General features: G+C 69.8%; 23 protein-coding genes and 1 pseudogene. 16 read left to right on the plus strand and 8 right to left on the minus strand.

What is annotated here, in order from left to right; genetic code table 11:
• Positions 1–29 precede the first annotated feature (29 nt).
• Positions 30–704, minus strand: coding sequence for a response regulator (locus IEZ09_RS13595; RefSeq protein ID WP_189254027.1), 675 nt, complete (start codon positions 702–704; stop codon positions 30–32).
• Between the two features lie 231 nt (positions 705–935).
• Between IEZ09_RS13595 and IEZ09_RS46420 the strand changes: the two are divergent.
• Positions 936–1,298 (plus strand): annotated as a pseudogene (locus IEZ09_RS46420) (phosphatase PAP2 family protein); the annotation flags it as partial.
• Positions 1,299–1,502: 204 nt separating this feature from the next.
• Here the strand turns inward: IEZ09_RS46420 and IEZ09_RS13600 are convergent.
• Genes IEZ09_RS13600 through IEZ09_RS13610 form a run of 3 tightly spaced genes read right to left on the minus strand, consistent with a single transcriptional unit; the run spans position 1,503 to position 3,838 of the window.
• Positions 1,503–1,769: an HPr family phosphocarrier protein gene (locus tag IEZ09_RS13600; RefSeq protein WP_170155338.1), complete on the minus strand. Its 267-nt coding sequence runs from the start codon at positions 1,767–1,769 to the stop codon at positions 1,503–1,505.
• A gap of 33 nt (positions 1,770–1,802) precedes the next feature.
• Positions 1,803–3,086 (minus strand): PTS transporter subunit EIIC, encoded by a 1,284-nt coding sequence (locus tag IEZ09_RS13605; protein ID WP_189254028.1) that lies wholly within the window; start codon positions 3,084–3,086, stop codon positions 1,803–1,805.
• Positions 3,083–3,838, minus strand: coding sequence for a GntR family transcriptional regulator (locus tag IEZ09_RS13610; protein ID WP_229812533.1), 756 nt, complete (start codon positions 3,836–3,838; stop codon positions 3,083–3,085). The genes IEZ09_RS13605 and IEZ09_RS13610 overlap by 4 nt, the downstream gene beginning before the upstream one ends.
• 110 nt (positions 3,839–3,948) lie before the next feature.
• On the opposite strand from IEZ09_RS13610, the gene IEZ09_RS13615 reads away from it, so the two are divergent.
• The 7 genes from IEZ09_RS13615 (at position 3,949) to aroQ (ending at position 8,452) form a co-directional block, all read left to right on the plus strand.
• Complete coding sequence (locus IEZ09_RS13615; protein ID WP_112277067.1) at positions 3,949–4,185, plus strand: PTS sugar transporter subunit IIB; 237 nt, start codon at positions 3,949–3,951, stop codon at positions 4,183–4,185.
• Positions 4,182–4,637: a PTS sugar transporter subunit IIA gene (locus IEZ09_RS13620; protein WP_189254029.1), complete on the plus strand. Its 456-nt coding sequence runs from the start codon at positions 4,182–4,184 to the stop codon at positions 4,635–4,637. The genes IEZ09_RS13615 and IEZ09_RS13620 overlap by 4 nt, the downstream gene beginning before the upstream one ends.
• A 112-nt stretch (positions 4,638–4,749) precedes the next feature.
• Positions 4,750–5,202, plus strand: coding sequence for a prepilin peptidase (locus IEZ09_RS13625; RefSeq protein WP_189254030.1), 453 nt, complete (start codon positions 4,750–4,752; stop codon positions 5,200–5,202).
• Positions 5,203–5,215: 13 nt separating this feature from the next.
• Positions 5,216–6,415, plus strand: coding sequence for a chorismate synthase (gene aroC, locus IEZ09_RS13630; RefSeq protein WP_189254031.1), 1,200 nt, complete (start codon positions 5,216–5,218; stop codon positions 6,413–6,415).
• Positions 6,412–6,918, plus strand: a complete 507-nt coding sequence (locus IEZ09_RS13635) for a shikimate kinase (protein WP_189254032.1) — start codon at positions 6,412–6,414, stop codon at positions 6,916–6,918. Before aroC ends, IEZ09_RS13635 begins: the two co-directional genes overlap by 4 nt.
• Positions 6,915–8,024: a 3-dehydroquinate synthase gene (gene aroB / locus IEZ09_RS13640; protein WP_189254033.1), complete on the plus strand. Its 1,110-nt coding sequence runs from the start codon at positions 6,915–6,917 to the stop codon at positions 8,022–8,024. Before IEZ09_RS13635 ends, aroB begins: the two co-directional genes overlap by 4 nt.
• Positions 8,021–8,452: a type II 3-dehydroquinate dehydratase gene (gene aroQ, locus IEZ09_RS13645; protein WP_189254034.1), complete on the plus strand. Its 432-nt coding sequence runs from the start codon at positions 8,021–8,023 to the stop codon at positions 8,450–8,452. The genes aroB and aroQ overlap by 4 nt, the downstream gene beginning before the upstream one ends.
• Here aroQ and IEZ09_RS13650 read toward each other — a convergent pair.
• Positions 8,439–8,681: a hypothetical protein gene (locus IEZ09_RS13650; RefSeq protein ID WP_189254035.1), complete on the minus strand. Its 243-nt coding sequence runs from the start codon at positions 8,679–8,681 to the stop codon at positions 8,439–8,441. The genes aroQ and IEZ09_RS13650 overlap by 14 nt on opposite strands.
• A gap of 212 nt (positions 8,682–8,893) precedes the next feature.
• Between IEZ09_RS13650 and IEZ09_RS13655 the strand changes: the two genes are divergently transcribed.
• On the plus strand, positions 8,894–9,280 hold the full coding sequence (locus IEZ09_RS13655; protein WP_189254036.1) for a VOC family protein: 387 nt from the start codon (positions 8,894–8,896) through the stop codon (positions 9,278–9,280).
• Here the strand turns inward: IEZ09_RS13655 and IEZ09_RS13660 are convergent.
• Complete coding sequence (locus IEZ09_RS13660; protein ID WP_189254037.1) at positions 9,266–9,670, minus strand: B-4DMT family transporter; 405 nt, start codon at positions 9,668–9,670, stop codon at positions 9,266–9,268. The two genes, IEZ09_RS13655 and IEZ09_RS13660, sit on opposite strands and share 15 nt — an antisense overlap.
• Before the next feature lie 35 nt (positions 9,671–9,705).
• On the opposite strand from IEZ09_RS13660, the gene IEZ09_RS13665 reads away from it, so the two are divergent.
• The 4 genes from IEZ09_RS13665 (at position 9,706) to IEZ09_RS13680 (ending at position 12,306) form a co-directional block, all read left to right on the plus strand.
• Entirely contained in the window at positions 9,706–10,782 is a 1,077-nt protein-coding gene (locus tag IEZ09_RS13665) for a M24 family metallopeptidase (RefSeq protein WP_189254038.1), read from the plus strand.
• Between the two features lie 31 nt (positions 10,783–10,813).
• Complete coding sequence (efp, locus tag IEZ09_RS13670; protein WP_189254039.1) at positions 10,814–11,380, plus strand: elongation factor P; 567 nt, start codon at positions 10,814–10,816, stop codon at positions 11,378–11,380.
• On the plus strand, positions 11,380–11,799 hold the full coding sequence (gene nusB, locus IEZ09_RS13675) for a transcription antitermination factor NusB (RefSeq protein WP_189254040.1): 420 nt from the start codon (positions 11,380–11,382) through the stop codon (positions 11,797–11,799). Before efp ends, nusB begins: the two co-directional genes overlap by 1 nt.
• A 333-nt stretch (positions 11,800–12,132) precedes the next feature.
• Positions 12,133–12,306, plus strand: a complete 174-nt coding sequence (locus tag IEZ09_RS13680; protein WP_189254041.1) for a DUF397 domain-containing protein — start codon at positions 12,133–12,135, stop codon at positions 12,304–12,306.
• A gap of 1 nt (position 12,307) precedes the next feature.
• Here the strand turns inward: IEZ09_RS13680 and IEZ09_RS13685 are convergent, their stop codons facing one another.
• Entirely contained in the window at positions 12,308–13,009 is a 702-nt protein-coding gene (locus IEZ09_RS13685; protein WP_189254042.1) for an SDR family oxidoreductase, read from the minus strand.
• A 90-nt stretch (positions 13,010–13,099) separates the two neighbouring features.
• Between IEZ09_RS13685 and IEZ09_RS13690 the strand changes: the two genes are divergently transcribed.
• From IEZ09_RS13690 to IEZ09_RS13700, 3 genes are read left to right on the plus strand one after another with little or no spacing between them, the layout of a single operon-like run.
• The gene (locus IEZ09_RS13690) at positions 13,100–13,909 is read left to right on the plus strand and encodes a sigma-70 family RNA polymerase sigma factor (protein WP_268247622.1); all 810 of its coding nucleotides are present in this window, start codon (positions 13,100–13,102) and stop codon (positions 13,907–13,909) included.
• A gap of 30 nt (positions 13,910–13,939) precedes the next feature.
• A complete protein-coding gene (locus IEZ09_RS13695) occupies positions 13,940–14,803 on the plus strand; it encodes an alpha/beta hydrolase (protein ID WP_229812534.1) in 864 nt (287 codons plus the stop codon).
• Entirely contained in the window at positions 14,800–15,657 is an 858-nt protein-coding gene (locus IEZ09_RS13700; RefSeq protein WP_189254043.1) for a helix-turn-helix transcriptional regulator, read from the plus strand. The genes IEZ09_RS13695 and IEZ09_RS13700 overlap by 4 nt, the downstream gene beginning before the upstream one ends.
• On the opposite strand, the gene bldD is transcribed toward IEZ09_RS13700, so the two are convergent.
• Positions 15,570–16,058, minus strand: a complete 489-nt coding sequence (gene bldD / locus IEZ09_RS13705) for a transcriptional regulator BldD (RefSeq protein ID WP_030471611.1) — start codon at positions 16,056–16,058, stop codon at positions 15,570–15,572. The genes IEZ09_RS13700 and bldD overlap by 88 nt on opposite strands.
• Positions 16,059–16,120: the final 62 nt, after the last annotated feature.

Below are 16,120 nucleotides of genomic sequence, written 5' to 3' on the forward strand. Positions count from 1 at the left end.
GCGGGGCTTCAGGCCTCGGAACAACGACCTCATCGCGGGCCGAAGCGGTAGCCGAAGCCGCGCACCGTGTGGACGTACCGGGGTTCGGAGGGCACGTCCTCGATCTTCGCGCGCAGGCGCTGGACGCACGCGTCGACGAGGCGGGAGTCGCCCAGGTAGTCGTGTTCCCAGACGGCCTCGAGGATCTGCTGGCGGGTCAGCACCCGCCCGGGGGTGCGGGACAGTTCCAGCAGGAGCTTCAGCTCGGTCGGGGTCAGCGCGACCTTCACGTCGTCCTTGTGCACCTGCAGGCCCGCGCGGTCGATCATCAGCGAACCGTGACGCTCCACGGTGGACGGTTCGGAGACGGTTCGCCGCAGCACCGCGCGGATCCGGGCCTCCAGGACACGCGGCTCGACGGGCTTCACCACGTAGTCGTCCGCGCCCGCCTCCAGGCCCGCCACCACGTCGAAGTCGTCGCCGCGGGCGGTCAGCATGATGATCGGCACCTCGGCCTGCGCGCGCATGCGGCGGCACGTCTCGAAACCGTCGATGCCCGGCAGCATGATGTCGAGAACGACGATGTCGGGGCGTGACTCGCGCAGGCGCTCCACGCCTTCCTCGCCTGTTGCCGCGGCTCGGACGTCGTGGCCCTGGCGGCGCAGCGCCAGGCCGAGTCCTTCACGCACGGACGGGTCGTCCTCGACCAGCAACACCATCGCCACGAGATCCATTATCGGTGCGTCACAGCACATGTGCCGTTTCTGTAGCGGAACCATGACATGGCGTGGACGTTCCCGTAGATCGGCACGCGGAGTCTCGTGGGCATGGCCGGAAGCTTGGTGGGATTCCTCTTCACGTACTTCGCGCTGGTGTGGACGTCGTTCGGGCAGAAGGCGGAGAACGCCGCGTTGCCCGAGCTGTCACTGCAGCATTCGTGGGCGTCCGACGTGGACATGGCGATCATCGTCGCTGCGGTCCTCGTGGTCCTGATAGCGCGCAAGAAGGCGTTTCCGCCGTTGCTGGTGCTCGGCGGGTCCGTGTTGCTCGCGCAGGTGCTGAAGCTCTACGTGCTGGTGCGGCCCGCGTTGGACGAGGACGCGGTGCTGGTGCACAACAGCTTCCCGAGTGGACACACGACGGCCGCGGTGGCGTCGGTGATCGCGGTGACCATGGCGGTGCCGAAGCGGTTCGCGCTCGTGGTCGCGGTGCCCGGCGCGCTCGCGGCCGGGGCGGTGGCGGCCGAGACGGTCTCGCTCGGCTGGCACCGGTTCAGCGACACGCTCGGCGCGGCGCTGCTGGTGTCGGCGATCGCGTTCCTGGTGCTGCGCAAGTGGACCGCGGGGCTCGTCGTGCCACCCGCGATCGCCGCGGGCGGGGTGTGGCTGATGATGACGTACCCGCAGGCCACGCCGTCGACGTTGGCCGGCGTCGTGACCGCGGGTGTCGTCGGGCACTTCGGGTGGGTCATGGGCGGTCCTGGCCGTCGGGGCGACCAGGACCACTCACGACCCGGGCACGACTCACTCGTCGTGGTCGGTGGCGATCAGTTCGGCGATGGCGTCCAGAGCGGCGTCCGCTCCGTCCCCGTCGGCGCTGAGCACCACCTCGTCACCGTGCATAGCGCCGAGGGTCATCAGACCCAGCACACTCGCCGCGTCCACGGCTTCGCCGCCGTCCTTGCGGATGGTGACCGTCACCGGCTGGTCGGCGGCGGCCTTCGCCAGCAGTGCGGCAGGCCGGGCGTGCAGTCCGACCTTGCTGGCCACGGTGACCCGTCGCTCGGCCATGATGGTTCCTCCCGGTAGAGCTGGTTGTGCTGGCTACTTCTCGTTCTTCGCGGGCTTCTCGGCACCGGCCGAAGTGCGCTCGGCCGTGCCGACGACGCTCTCGTCCGCCTCCGGCGACTCGTCGTCCTCGCGACCCGGCGTCTTCAGGTTCCACTTGGTGATGACCCAGCGGAACAGGAAGTAGTACACCACCGCGTAGATCAGGCCGAGAATGATCAGCATCCACGGCTTGGTGGCGATGTTCCAGTTCAGGATGAAGTCGATCGCACCGGCCGAGAACGAGAAGCCGTCGTGCACGTCCAGCGCGTTCGAGATCGCGAGCGAGGTGCCGGTCAGCACCGCGTGGATCACGTAGAGCGGCCACGCCACGAACATGAACGCGAACTCCAGCGGCTCCGTCACACCGGTGATGAACGCGGTGAGCGCGGCGGAGCCCATGATGCCGCCGATGATCTTGCGCTGGTTCGGCCGTGCGGTGTGCACGATCGCGAGCGCGGCGGCCGGGAGGGCGAACATGAGGATCGGGAAGAAGCCGGTCTGGAACGTGCCGGCGGTCGGGTCGCCCGCGAGGAAGCGCGGGATGTCACCGGTCTTGTCGTTGTAGGTGCCGAACTGGAACCACACGACGTTGTTGACGATGTGGTGCAGACCGAGCGGGATGAGCAGGCGGTTCACGGTGCCGTAGATGAACGCACCGATGATCGTGCTGCCGGTGACCCACTCGCCGACCGCGGTGAGGCCGGCGTTGAACCACGGGTACACGAGGCCCAGCACGACACCGAAGATCACCATGACACCGGCGACGAGGATCGGCACGAACCGGCGGCCACCGAAGAACGCCAGGTACGGAGGCAGCTTGATGCGGTGGTACCGCTGCCACAGCAGTGCCGTCGTGATGCCGACGACGATGCCGCCGAGCACCCCGTAGTTGATCAGCACGGGCTTCGCGGCCGGGTCCGTCGGCTGGTCGAGGACCAACGGCGACATGGCCTTGAACACGCTCGTCAGCACGACGTAGCCGACGACGCCGGCGAGTGCGGTGGAGCCGTCACCGCGCCGGGCGAACCCGACGGCGATGCCGACCGCGAACAGCAGGGCGAGGTTGCTGAACAGCGCGTCGCCCGCCGCGCCGATCACCGCGGCGACGGCGTTCCAGCCGAGACCGTCCTTGCCCAGCATGTCCGGCTGACCGAAGCGGAGCAGGAGACCTGCCGCGGGCAGCACGGCGATCGGCAGCATGAGGCTGCGACCGAAGCGCTGCAACGTGGCGAGGCCCTTGATCTGACGACCGCCCACATCTGCGGTGTTGGCGCTCATCGGGTACCTCCCTTGGCGGAGTTCGGTCCGGTCCCCGGGACGGTCCGGTCCAGTTGCATGGTCACCTGGTAGAGATCGCCCCGGTACCAGGAAGTCACGTCTTCACACGGCCGCCCCTGAGAGCTGGCGACCCTTCTGAACACGAGCAGCGGGCTGCCCTTGCGGACGTCGAGCGCCTTGGCCGTCTCGGCGTCGGCGGTCTCCGCCCACACGGTCTGCCTCGCGTGGTCGAGCTGCACCCCGTACTTCGCCGCGAAGAGCTCGTAGAGCGACCCGGTGAGGTCGCACCGGTCGAGCTCGGGCAGCAGGTGCGGGCTGTACCAGCCGGCCTCCAGGGCCAACGGCACCCCGTCGGCCTTGCGCAGCCGCACGACGCGATAGGCGTACTCGTCGTCGTCCAGCCCCAGCGAGGCCTTCGAACCGGGAACGGCCTGCCCGCAGGTGATCACCTCGGTGCTGGGCTCGAGCCCGCGCGCCTTCATCTCCGAGGTGAACGAGGCCAGGAACAGCTGCAGGTCGTAGCGGCGCCGCGCGGTGAACGTGCCGCGCCCCTTGGCCCGCGTGAGCAGGCCTTCTGCGACCAGTTGGCCTACTGCCGCCCGCACTGTGATGCGGGACACTCCGTACCGCTCGGCGAGGTCGCGTTCGGACGGAATGGGCGAGCCGGGGGCGAGGTCGTGCTCGGCGAGACGGCGCAGGATCTCGCGCAGCTGTGCGTGCTTGGGCTTGGGCCCGTCCACGATCTCGTGCACTCGCTCACCTCCTCGCAGTGGTACTTTCCGGTCTAGACCAGTTGGTGCGGGAGAATGCTCCGCGCACTGAGCGGGTGTCAACCGCTGTTACGGGAACGAGAGGTACGAACGTGGCTGACGACAAGGCGCAGAAGATCATCGACGCGCTGGGCGGCGCGTCCAACATCGTCGAGATCGAGCCGTGCATCACCCGTCTGCGGTGTGAGCTCGAAGACGGTTCCGTGGTGGACGAGAAGGCCCTGAAGGCGTTGGGAGCACACGGAGTCATGCGCTCCGGCAACGTCGTCCAGGTCGTCGTCGGCCCCGAGGCGGACACCCTCGCGTCGGACATCGAGGACCTCCTGTGAGCCTCCGCGTCGGCAGCCCCGTGGCCGGCCGCGTGGTCGCGCTCTCCGCGGTGCCGGACCCGGTCTTCTCGCAGGCGATGGTCGGCCCCGGCGTGGCCGTCGAGCCGGTCCGCTCCCGGTCCGACGTGGTCTCTCCCGTCGACGGCACGGTCGTGACGCTGCACCCGCACGCGTTCGTGGTCGCGACCGCCGACGGCGCGGCCGTGCTGGTGCACCTCGGCATCGACACCGTGAAGCGCAAGGGCGATGGCTTCGAGCTGCACGTGGTCAAGGGCGAGGAGGTGCGCGCCGGTCAGCGCATCGTCACGTGGGACCCGGCCGAGGTAGAGGCCGCCGGTTTCGCACCAATCTGCCCGGTGATCGCCCTCGACGCCTCCGCCGACGTGCTCGGTGACGTGGCGCTGGACGTGGACGTGGCGGCGAACGACGCCCTGTTCGACTGGTCTCGCTGATCCCTGGCGTTTTCCCAGCCAGGGCTGAGGCACGGTGGAGCCGTGCGTGAACGGACCGTTCACGACCGGTCGCGATTTGTGCCCGAGTCGTACCGAGCAGGACCGTGGTGCCATGACCACGGTCCTGCTCGCGTTCGCGCTGAGTTCGCTGTGGACGGTCGCCGGCGTCCTGGACGCACCGCCGTCCTCGTACCTGCTGGCCTGGTTTGGCATCGTGCTCGCGCTGATCGATCTGCGGCACCACCGGTTGCCGGACGCCCTGACCCTCCCGCTGGGTGCCGCGCTGCTGCTCCTGCAGTTCCACAGGCTGGGAGAAGCGGCCCTTTCCGTGCTCCTTTTCGGTGGTGCTCATCTCGCTGTCCGGACGTGGCGCCCGCGCCTGATGGGCGGCGGAGACGTGAAGCTCGCGTTCGGCCTCGGCGCACCGCTCGCGCTGCCGTCGCTGCTACCTGCGGCGATCCTGTCCAGTGCGGTCACCCTCGCGCTCGCGGGCGTCAGACGCAGCCGCAGGGTGCCGCACGGTCCGGGGTTGCTGGCCGCCACCTGGGCTTTGACCACGCTGTGAAAGGATTGCGACCGTGCTGCGCTGGATCACCGCTGGAGAATCACACGGCCCCGCTCTCGTCGCCGTCCTGGAGGGCATGCCCGCCGGTGTCGAGGTGACCACCGACGACCTCGTCACCCAGCTCGGGCGGCGCAGGCTCGGGTTCGGCCGAAGCCCGCGCATGGGGTTCGAGCAGGACGAGGTCGAGATCCTCGGCGGCGTGCGCCACGGCAAGACGCAGGGCGGCCCGATCGCCGTCACCATCGGCAACTCCGAGTGGCCGAAGTGGCAGACCGTGATGTCCGCGGACCCGGTCGACCCGAGCCTGCTCAAGCCGACCGGCCGCAACGAGGCCCTCACGCGGCCCCGGCCCGGTCACGCCGACCTGCCCGGCATGCAGAAGTTCGGCTTCGACGAGGCGCGGCCCGTGCTCGAACGCGCCAGCGCCCGCGAGACCGCCGCCCGCACGGCGCTGGGCACCGTGGCGCGGCAGTTCCTGCAGCAGCTGCTGGGCGTGCGGATCCTCAGCCATGTGGTGTCGATCGGCAAGGCCGAGACGCCCGAGGACAGCGCGCTGCCCACGCCGGACGACCTGGCCGCGATCGACGAGTCGCCGGTGCGCTGCTTCGACGCGCGCGGCACCGAGGCCATGGTCGCCGAGGTCGAGGCCGTGAAGGACGCCGGCGACACGGTCGGTGGCGTCATCGAGGTGCTCGCGTACGGGCTGCCGCCGGGCCTCGGCTCGCACGTGCACTGGGACCGCCGCCTCGACGCGCGCCTGGCCGCCGCCCTGATGGGCGTGCAGGCGATGAAGGGCGTGGAGATCGGCGACGGCTTCACCTCCGCCAAGCGCTGGGGTTCGCAGGCGCACGACGAGATCGACCGCGGCAGCGGCCCGGTCGGCGTGACGCGCCGCTCGAACCGCGCTGGTGGCCTCGAAGGCGGCATCACCAACGGCGAGATCCTCCGTGCGCGCGTGGCGATGAAGCCCATCTCGACCGTCCCACGTGCACTGTCCACTGTGGACGTCCGAACCGGTGAGCCCGCCGTCGCGATCCACCAGCGTTCCGACGTCTGCGCCGTGCCGCGCGCGGGTGTCGTGCTGGAGTCCGTGGTGGCGCTGGTGCTCGCCGAGGCGGCGCTGGAGAAGTTCGGCGGCGACTCGCTCGACGAGACGCGCCGCAACGCCCACGCGTACCTGAAGGCCCTGGAAGCCCGCTGGGAGGGCCTGTGAGCCCTCGATTCGTCGTGGTCGGGCCACCGGGGGCCGGTAAGACCACGGTCAGCGAGCTGCTGGCCAAGCGGCTGAACCTCGCCTTCCGCGACGTCGACGCGGACATCGTCGAGACAGCGGGCAAGCCGATCTCGGACATCTTCACCGACGACGGCGAGCCGGTTTTCCGCGCCATGGAAGAGGAAGCGGTCGCCAAGGCGCTGGAGGAGCACGACGGCGTGCTGGCCCTCGGCGGCGGCGCGATCCTCTCGCAGAAGACCCGCGAGAGGCTCAAGGACCACACGGTCGTGTTCCTCAACGTGGGCATGGCCGAGGGCGTGCGCCGCACCGGGTTGTCGTCCGCGCGCCCGCTGCTGTCCGGCGTGAACCCGCGCGCGACGTTCAAGGCGCTGCTCGACGCACGCCTGCCGCTGTACCGCGAGGTCGCGACGATCGAGGTGCTGACCGACGCCCTCGACCCCGAGCAGGTGACCGAAGCGGTGATCAAGGGAGCCACCGAATGACCGAGCCCGTGCGCATCCGAGTCGCCGCGGAGAAGCCCTACGACGTGACGATCGGCTGCGGCCTGCTCGGCGACATCGTGGAGCACCTCAAGGGCACCGCGAAGATCGCGATCATCCACCAGCCGACGCTGGCCGCCACGGCCGAGGTGCTGGTCGACGAGCTCAAGGCCGTGGGAGCCGACGCCCACCGCGTCGAGATCCCCGACGCCGAGGACGGCAAGGACCTCGCCGTCGCCGGCTTCTGCTGGGACGTGCTCGGCAAGATCGGCCTGTCCCGGCAGGACGTCGTCGTCGGCCTCGGCGGCGGCGCCGTCACTGACCTCGCGGGCTTCGTCGCCTCCACGTGGATGCGCGGCGTGCGCCTGGTGAACATCCCGACGACGCTGCTCGGCATGGTCGACGCCGCGGTCGGCGGCAAGACCGGCATCAACACCGACGCGGGCAAGAACCTAGTCGGCACGTTCTACGAGCCGGACGCCATCTTCGTCGACCTGGCGACCCTGGAAACGTTGCCGCGCAACGAACTCGTCGCGGGCATGGCCGAGATCGTGAAGGGCGGCTTCATCGCCGACCCGGTGATCCTCGACCTGATCGAGGCCGATCCCCAGGCCGCGTTGGATCCCGCCGGTGAGGTGCTCGCCGAGCTGGTCCGCCGCAAGATCCAGATCAAGGCCGACGTGGTGACGAGCGACCTGCGCGAGTCGTCCCTGCGCGAGATCCTCAACTACGGCCACACCCTGGGCCACGCCATCGAACGCCGCGAGCGCTACCGCTGGCGCCACGGCGCCGCCATCAGCGTGGGCCTGGTCTTCGCCGCCGAACTGGCCCGCCTTGCAGGCCGCCTCGACGACGAGACCGCCGACCGCCACCGCCGCGTCCTGGAACTGCTCGGCCTGCCGACCTCCTACGACCCGGACGCCCTCCCGCAGCTGATGGAGGGCATGAAGGTCGACAAGAAGAACAAGGCGGGCGTGCTCCGCTTCGTCGTGCTCGACGGCCTCGCCAAGCCGGGCCGCCTGGAGGGCCCGGACCCGGCCCTGATCGCGGCCGCCTACTCCGCGGTCGCCGCCGAGCCGCAGCAGGGTTCCGGAAAGGTGCTGCTGTGAAGGTCCTCGTCCTGAACGGCCCGAACCTCGACCGCCTCGGCACCCGCGAGCCGCTCATCTACGGCAGCACCACCCACGCGGACCTCGTCGAGATGTGCGTCGCCGAGGGCAAGGAACTCGGCTTCGAGGTCGAGGTCCGCCAGACCGCCCACGAGGGCGAGATGGTCGGCTGGCTGCACGAGGCCGCCGACGCCTCGATCCCGGTGGTGCTGAACGGCGCCGCCTGGACGCACTACTCGATCGCCCTGCGCGACGCGTGCTCGCAGCTGACCGCGCCGCTGGTCGAGGTGCACATCTCGAACATCCACCAGCGCGAGGAGTTCCGGCACCACAGCGTCGTCTCGGCGGTAGCGAACGGCGTGATCGTGGGGCTGGGCGTGGAGGGCTACCTGCTGGCGCTGCGCTGGCTCGCGCTCAAACAGAAGTAGCACGTGCTCGCCTCAGCCCGCTGACCAGCAGAACAGCCGCGATGGCCGTGAGCCCGAGCGCGGCTGCTCTCATGTCAGCCGAGTCCAGCCTGAACGCTGTCGTGGCGGTAGACCGCTTCCGGCCGGCCATCAGCAGGACGTCGCCGTGCACGTTGTGCATCTGCACGACAGAGGCGTTGTCACCGATCTCTGCTGAGAGGTTGTTGCGCATGCTGAAGTCGTCGGCCATTGCCGTCCTTTGCTGGGGTGTGACACGGGGGTACCTCAATGATTAGGTGCCAATTCCGCTCCAGCCAGCCCAGTTGATCGCCAATCTGTGGTCAGCTAGTGGACATTCGGTATCCGTGCGTTTGGACCCGTGCACACTGCAGGTGAGGGGTGAAGCCGGTAGCCCCCACGTTGACACGGGTTGAACCGGTGTTCCACGACGTTTGACAGGAGTTGCGCTCGTTGCTGCACCACGTCGAGCTGTGGGTTCCTGACCTGCCCCGCGCCGAAGCCACGTTCGGGTGGCTCTTCACCGAGCTCGGCTGGACCGAGCACCAGCGCTGGAACGTGGGCGTCAGCTGGAAACTCGACCACACCTACGTCGTGGTCGAGCAGTCCCCGGCCCTGACAGGTCCACACGATCGGATGAAAGCAGGCCTCAACCACCTGGCGCTGCACGCAGGCACGCGAGACGACGTCGACCGCCTGACCGAAGCAGCCCAGCACCACGGCTGGCACCTGATGTTCGCCGACGAACACCCGTTCGCGGGCGGCGAAGATCACTACGCCGCCTTCCTGGAGAACGAGGACGGCTTCGAGGTCGAGCTAGTGGCGGGCTGAGTCCTTCTGCGCGAGAAACCGGCCGAGCACCATCCCGAGCCCGGCCGGCGCCAGGATGAGCAGCGCCGTGAACGCCGCCCCGCCCGTCAGCGCGACCCAGAGCGCCTCCTGCCCGGTCTGGTCGACGAGCAGAGCCGACCCGATCACGCCCAGCGCACCGGCGAACGGGCCGGCGATCAGCGCGGCGATGAACCACTGCATGCCGCGCGAGGGCATGTCGCGCAGCGTGTCGACCGCGCCCCAGATCACCGCGGCGGCGATGAGCAACCCGATGGCGATGGGGCGGACCGACGTGGCTTCGGGGCTGCGCACGCCCACGGCCGCCACGCCCGTCTGCACGGCTCCGTGCAGGAGCCCCATCCACAACGCACGGACGAACCAAGGACGCATGCGGACAGCTTAGGACTGGCCGTACGCTGCGAGACATGTCGTCGTACGCCGCACGCCGCACCGCACTGCGTCAGGAGCTCCAGGCCACGGGCCTGGACGCGCTGCTCGTCACGAACCTTCTGAACGTCCGTTATCTGACGGGATTCACCGGATCGAATGCCGCTGTCCTGATCGACGCGACCGGCGACGACAAGTCGGTGTTCTGCACCGACGGCAGGTATCTCACGCAGTCGGCCAGGCAGGTGCCGGACCTCGAGCGGCTGATCGACCGGCCGTGTGACATCGCCCTCGCGCGGAAGGCCAAGGGCAAGCTCGGGTTCGAGAGCCACCACGTCACGGTCGACGGCCTCGAAGCGCTGAACCAGGCGGCCGAGAAGGCGGAGCTCACCAGGGCGAGCGGCCTGGTCGAGAAGCTGCGGCTGGTCAAGGACGAGATCGAGATCGAGGCGCTGCGCATGGCGTGCGCGGCGGCGGACCGGGCGCTGGCGGCGTTGATCGGGCACGGCGGGCTGCGGGCGGGGCGGACCGAGCGCGAGGTCGCGCGCGAGCTGGAGAGCCGCATGCTCGACCACGGTGCCGAGGGGCCGTCGTTCGCCTCGATCGTGGCGTTCGGCGCGAACTCGGCGGTGCCGCACCACTCGCCGACGGACGCGACGCTGCACGTGGGCGACTTCATCAAGCTCGACTTCGGGGCGCTCGTCGACGGCTACCACTCGGACATGACCCGCACGCTCGTGCTCGGCAAGCCCGCCGACTGGCAGGTCGAGCTGTACGACCTGGTCGCGCGGTCGCAGGCGGCCGGGCGCAACGCCCTGAAACCGGGCGTGCAGCTGAGCGACGTCGACCACGCGTCGCGCGAGGTGATCGAGAAGGCCGGGCACGGCGAGGAGTTCCTGCACGGCCTCGGGCACGGGGTCGGGCTGGAGATCCACGAGGCACCGGCGTTGTCCAAGGCGGGTGACGGTACACTTTCGGCCGGTATGGCGGTCACCGTCGAGCCCGGCGTCTACTTGTCGGGGCGGGGCGGAGTCCGCATCGAGGACACCCTCGTGGTACGCGAAAGCGGGCCGGAGCTCCTCACCCTGACCACGAAAGAACTCGTGGTCGTCTGACACCCCGTCCAATCACAGGAGAAATTCCACCGTGGCCACCACGAACGACCTGAAGAACGGCCTGGTGCTGAACCTCGACGGCCAGCTGTGGACCGTCACCGCGTTCCAGCACGTCAAGCCCGGCAAGGGTGGCGCCTTCGTGCGCACGACCCTCAAGCACGTGCTGACCGGGAAGGTCGTCGACAAGACCTTCAACGCGGGCACCAAGGTCGACACCGCCACCGTGGACAAGCGCGGCATGACCTTCCTCTACAAGGAGGGCACCGACTTCATCTTCATGGACGGCGACACCTACGACCAGATCCCGGTCTCGGCCGAGGTCGTCGGCGACGCCGCGAACTACATGCTGGAGAACCAGGAGGCGGTCGTCGCCACGCACGAGGGCGTGCCGCTGTTCGTCGAGCTCCCCACCTCGGTCGAGCTCGTGATCGAGCACACCGACCCCGGCCTGCAGGGCGACCGCTCCACCGGCGGCACCAAGCCCGCGCGGCTCGAGACCGGCGCCGAGATCCAGGTCCCGCTGTTCGTCACGACCGGCGAGAAGATCAAGGTCGACACCCGCGACGGCCGCTACCTCGGCCGCGTCAGCGACAAGTAATGGGCGCTCGCAGCAAGGCCCGCAAGCGCGCGGTCGACTTCCTCTACGAAGCCGACCTCCTCGGCAGCGACCCGGTGACGCTGCTGGCTTCGCGGGTCGGGTCCCCGGACGTGCCGCCGGTGAACGACTACACGGTGACGCTCGTCGAGGGCGTCACCGCGAACCGCGCGCGCATCGACGACCTCATCTCCGAACACGCCGAGGGCTGGACCCTGCAGCGCATGCCGGCGGTCGACCGCGCGGTCCTGCGCATCGGCCTGTACGAGCTGCTGTGGGCGGCCGACGTGCCGGACGCGGTGGCGATCGACGAGGCCGTGGAACTGGCCAAGGGCCTGTCCACGGACGACTCGCCGCGGTTCGTGAACGGCGTGCTGGGCCGGATCGCGGTGATCGCGGACCAGCTGCGCGCCGTTCTCTAGCTCCACCCCGGACGCCGGGGCTGGGCACTGGTCACGTGCCCAGCCCCGGCGTTCGCCTTCGCGTTCAGCAAGGCGGCACGTGGGGAACTGACGCAGCACCTGCCGCTGCTGGCCGGGTTCGCCGCCGGCGCCCTGCTGCCGTTCGAGATCGCGTACTGGGTGGGCTTCGCGTTGCCCGCCGGGCCTGTGCTCGGGCGCGTCCCAGCAAGATCGACCTCGTCCAGTGCCGTCGCCTACTGCGAGACCGACCTCAGCCAGGTGTTCGTGCAGGATCTGGAGCCATCGCGCGGACCAGGCTGGCGGAGTACGTCGGCCGACCGCGAGAGGAACTCGATGACTCAGGATCGCTCTTGGCGTAAGAGCAGCTACAGCAACGGCACCCCCGAGGGCGAATGCGTCGAGGTCTCGCTCGCCCACGACGCGCTCGTCCGCGATTCGAAGAACGTGGCCGGTGAGGTGCTGGCGTTCAGCACCTCGGCCTGGCGAGCGTTCGTCGCGAGCGTCTGACTCAGACGGCGGCCAGGAACTCCTCCCACGTGCGGGTGCCGCGGTCGCCGTCCAAGGTCAGGTTCTGCCCGCCCCGGTAGGCCTTCCCGGCCTTGCCCGGCAGCCGCACCGGCACGGTGAGCCGACGCTTGCCTGCCGTCGTGAGGTAGTCCCGCACCAGCTGCTTCATCTCGTAGACGGCAGGCCCAGCCAGATCCGCCACTCGTCCCGCAGGCGAGCCCAGCGCGAGCTGCACGATCCGCGCGGCCACGTCGCGGACGTCGACCGGCTGCAACCGCAGTCCCGGCACCGGCACGATCGGCAGCTTCGCGAGGCCGCGGACCATCGTGAGCGTCAGGTCGTGGAACTGGGCCGCCCGCAGGATCGTGAACGGGATGCCCGACGACGCGATCGCCTCCTCGCAGGCGAGCTTGGTGCGCAACCACGCGAGCGGCACGGTGTCCGCGCCGATCACCGAGATGTAGACGAAGTGGCGGACACCGGCGCAGCCCGCGAGCAGGTTGCGGGTCGCGATGTCGTCGCCCTTCTGCCCGCCCGCCAGGTGCACCACGACGTCGGCGTCGATCTGCGGAACCTCGGTCATCAGGTCGCAGACCAGGCCCGAACGCCTGCTGAGCACGACGACCTCGGCGCCGGTCGCGCGCAACAAGGGGACGACGTGCTTGCCGAGGGTGCCGGTGCCGCCGGTGACGAGGATCTTCATGATTACCCTCCAAGGGGGACGCTGGTGCCCGGTTGACCCGGCGGCGCCCGAGAACGTGACAGCGTGTGTGCCAGGCCACAGGGGGAAGTTGTGATCGCGCAGTTCGAGCAGGAACGCACACGGCTGAGGGCGATCGCCCACCGGATGCTCGGGTCGTTCGCGGAAGCCGACGACGCGCTGCAGGAAGCCTGGTTGAAAATCGAGCGAGCTGACACCAGCGAGGTCGAGAACCCGCAGGGCTGGCTGACCACGGTCGTCGCGCGGGTGTGCCTGAACATGTTGCGCGACAGGCGAGAGCACGCGTTCGAGATGCCGGACCCGGTGATCGACACCAGGGAGGAGCCCGAGCACCAGGCCGTCGCCAGGGACGAGGTCGGGCTCGCGATGCTGATCGTGCTCGACACCCTCAAGCCCGACGAGCGGCTGGCGTTCGTGCTGCACGACATGTTCGCGGTGCCGTTCGAGGACATCGCGCCGTTGATCGACAAGACGCCCGCCGCCACCCGTCAGCTCGCGAGCAGGGCGCGCAAACGGGTGCAGGACCGGCCGCAGCCGAACGTCGACCTGCCGAAGCAGCGGGAGGTGGTGAACGCGTTCCTCAAGGCGTCCAGGGAAGGCGACCTGGAGGGGCTCGTGTCGGTGCTGCACCCCGACGTGACGCTCAAGGCGGGCGACCTCGAGGTCATCGGCGGCCGTGCCGTGGCCGGGCGGGCCAGCACGTTCCGCCAGTACGCCACGATGGCCGAGATCCGGCCCGCGCTCATCGGCGGCGAGGCGGGGTTCGTCAGCCTGGTCGACGGTGTGCTGTTCTCGGCGATGGCGTTCACGGTGCGCGACGACAAGATCGTCGCGATCCACGTCATCCAGGACAAGGAGCAGCTCGCCGCGCTCGTGTCGTGAGCCACACCACGCGGAAAAGGTGACAGGACGGTGTCGCGGACCGGTGCGAACGTCTGCGGCATGAAGATCGTCGACGAGGACTGCCTCACCGAAACGCTGGAGTTCACCAGCACGTTCCAGGCCGTGGAGAAGCCATTGGAGGTCCTGCGGCGCAACCGGCTCGGTGGTGACACGCCACCGGTCAGGCTGCCGCAGGGCCAGGACCGGACGGTCGCGGGCGTGCGGGTCAGGGTGTTCACGCCGGACCACGTCGAGGGCGTCTACCTGCACGTTCACGGCGGCGGCTGGTCGTTCGGCTCTGCGGACGGGCAGGACGAGAGGCTGTGGCGGCTGGCGCGGGAGGCGCGGCTCGCCGTGATGAGCGTCGACTACCGGCTGGCCCCGGAGCACCCGTTCCCCGCCGGGCCTGAGGACTGCGAGGCGGTCGCGCGGTGGCTGGCCGAGCACGCCGAGGAGGAGTTCGGCACGAGCCGGGTGCTGATCGGCGGCGAGTCGGCGGGCGCCCACCTGAGCGTCCTGACCTTGCTGCGCGTGCCAGGGGTCTTCCGGGCGGCGAACCTCGTGTTCGGCGGCTACGACCTGTCGGCGCCGAAGACCGAGAGGCTGCAACGCACCTATGAGCTGTTCACGCCGGGAATGACCGCCGAGCAACGCCGTGATCCGGCGGTGTCGCCGTTGTACGCGGACCTGACCGGGGTGCCGCCCGCCCGGATCGTCGTCGGCGCCGAAGACCCGCTGCTGGACGACTCTCTCAACCTGGCCGAACGCTGGGCGGCGCCCGTGCGGCTCGGTGTCGTCGCGGGCGCGATGCACGGCTTCACGCTGCACGCGTTGACGATCACCGAACGCGAAGTGCGACGGGAGCGGGAGTTCTTGGCAGGATCGGGGTGGTGAACCGCACTGCCCGGCTGTACGCGCTGGTGGAGGAGTTGCGCGCGGCGGCACCGAGAGCGTTGACCGTCGCGGCGCTGGCCGCCCGGCTCGAAGTCAGCACCCGGACCGTGCAGCGCGATCTGCAGGCGTTGATGGAGACCGGCGTCCCGGTGCGGACCACGCCGGGACGGGGCGGAGGCTGGTCGATCGACCCGGCGATGACCCTGCCGCCGATCCACTTCACGCCGGACGAGGCAGCGGTGCTGGCCGCCGCGCTCGCCGGGGCCGACGGCTCGACCGCCGCCCGCACCGCGTTCCAGAAGATCGCGGCGGTGCTGAACGGTCCCGCGACCGCCGCGGCCGGTGACCTCGCGGCCCGCATCGTCGCACTGCCGTCGCGGACGGACGCCGGGGTCCGGGCGGCGGTCCACGAGGCGCTGGCCACGAACACGGTGCTGCGGCTGACCTACACCGACGCGGCCGGGCAGGACACCGAACGCGTGGTGGACCCCGCCGGGCTGCTCACCGCCGACGGCCGGTGGTACCTCATCGCCTGGTGCCGCACCCGGCGGGCGGGGAGGGGTTTCCGGCTGGACCGGATCACCTCGGCGACGCTCACCGGGGAGGACGCGCAGCGTCACGACCTGAGCGACCTGCTGCGCGGGTCGCTCGCCGCCGGCGCTGTGCGCCCCGCCACGCTGGATCCCCTGAATGCAGCAATGGCCCCCTCGACGTCCTCAGGGCGACTAACAGGACGTGAGGGAGCCACTGCTCCGAACGGGAAAGCTCAGTCTTCCTTCGCGGGACGGGCCTCGGGAGGCAGCACGCCCCAGTCGATGAGCTGCTCGGTCAGCTCACCCGGCGTCATGTCGTAGATGATCGCGAGCGAGCGCAGGTCCTCGGTGCGGATGGAGAGGACCTTGCCGTTGTAGTCACCGCGCTGCGACTGGATGGTCGCGGCGTAGCGGGCCAGCGGGCCGACCTTCTCGACCGGCAGCTGCTGGAGCCGTTCCAGGTTGATCACGATCTTGGTAGCCGGCTCGGCACCCGACGGCACGCGGCCCTCGGGCAGGAGCTCGGCGACGGGAACCCCGTAGAAGTCGGCCAGCTCGGCCAGCTTCTGCACAGTCACCGCTCGGTCACCGCGCTCGTACGAGCCGACGACCACGGCCTTCCAGCGACCGCCGGACTTCTGCTCGACGCCGTGCAGGGACAGGCCCTGCTGCTGGCGGATAGCGCGGAGCTTGGCCCCCAGCGCCTTGGCGTAGTCGCCCATGTGGCGGTTCTCCGTTCATTCGCCCCGTCAGCAGTACGGCGGTGCTGCGGGGAGGCTTAGAT

Source organism: Lentzea flava (assembly GCF_014648475.1).
GTDB classification, from domain to species: domain Bacteria; phylum Actinomycetota; class Actinomycetes; order Mycobacteriales; family Pseudonocardiaceae; genus Lentzea; species Lentzea flava.

Excerpts from the sequence above, each read along its gene's own strand:
- IEZ09_RS13600 (WP_170155338.1), bottom strand. The coding sequence starts at position 1,769 with ATGGCCGAGCGACGGGTCACCGTGGCCAGCAAGGTCGGACTGCACGCC.
- IEZ09_RS13605 (WP_189254028.1), bottom strand. The coding sequence starts at position 3,086 with ATGAGCGCCAACACCGCAGATGTGGGCGGTCGTCAGATCAAGGGCCTC.
- IEZ09_RS13625 (WP_189254030.1), top strand. The coding sequence starts at position 4,750 with ATGACCACGGTCCTGCTCGCGTTCGCGCTGAGTTCGCTGTGGACGGTC.
- aroB (WP_189254033.1), top strand. The coding sequence starts at position 6,915 with ATGACCGAGCCCGTGCGCATCCGAGTCGCCGCGGAGAAGCCCTACGAC.
- IEZ09_RS13650 (WP_189254035.1), bottom strand. The coding sequence starts at position 8,681 with ATGGCCGACGACTTCAGCATGCGCAACAACCTCTCAGCAGAGATCGGT.
- IEZ09_RS13660 (WP_189254037.1), bottom strand. The coding sequence starts at position 9,670 with ATGCGTCCTTGGTTCGTCCGTGCGTTGTGGATGGGGCTCCTGCACGGA.
- IEZ09_RS13665 (WP_189254038.1), top strand. The coding sequence starts at position 9,706 with ATGTCGTCGTACGCCGCACGCCGCACCGCACTGCGTCAGGAGCTCCAG.
- nusB (WP_189254040.1), top strand. The coding sequence starts at position 11,380 with ATGGGCGCTCGCAGCAAGGCCCGCAAGCGCGCGGTCGACTTCCTCTAC.
- IEZ09_RS13680 (WP_189254041.1), top strand. The coding sequence starts at position 12,133 with ATGACTCAGGATCGCTCTTGGCGTAAGAGCAGCTACAGCAACGGCACC.
- IEZ09_RS13685 (WP_189254042.1), bottom strand. The coding sequence starts at position 13,009 with ATGAAGATCCTCGTCACCGGCGGCACCGGCACCCTCGGCAAGCACGTC.
- bldD (WP_030471611.1), bottom strand. The coding sequence starts at position 16,058 with ATGGGCGACTACGCCAAGGCGCTGGGGGCCAAGCTCCGCGCTATCCGC.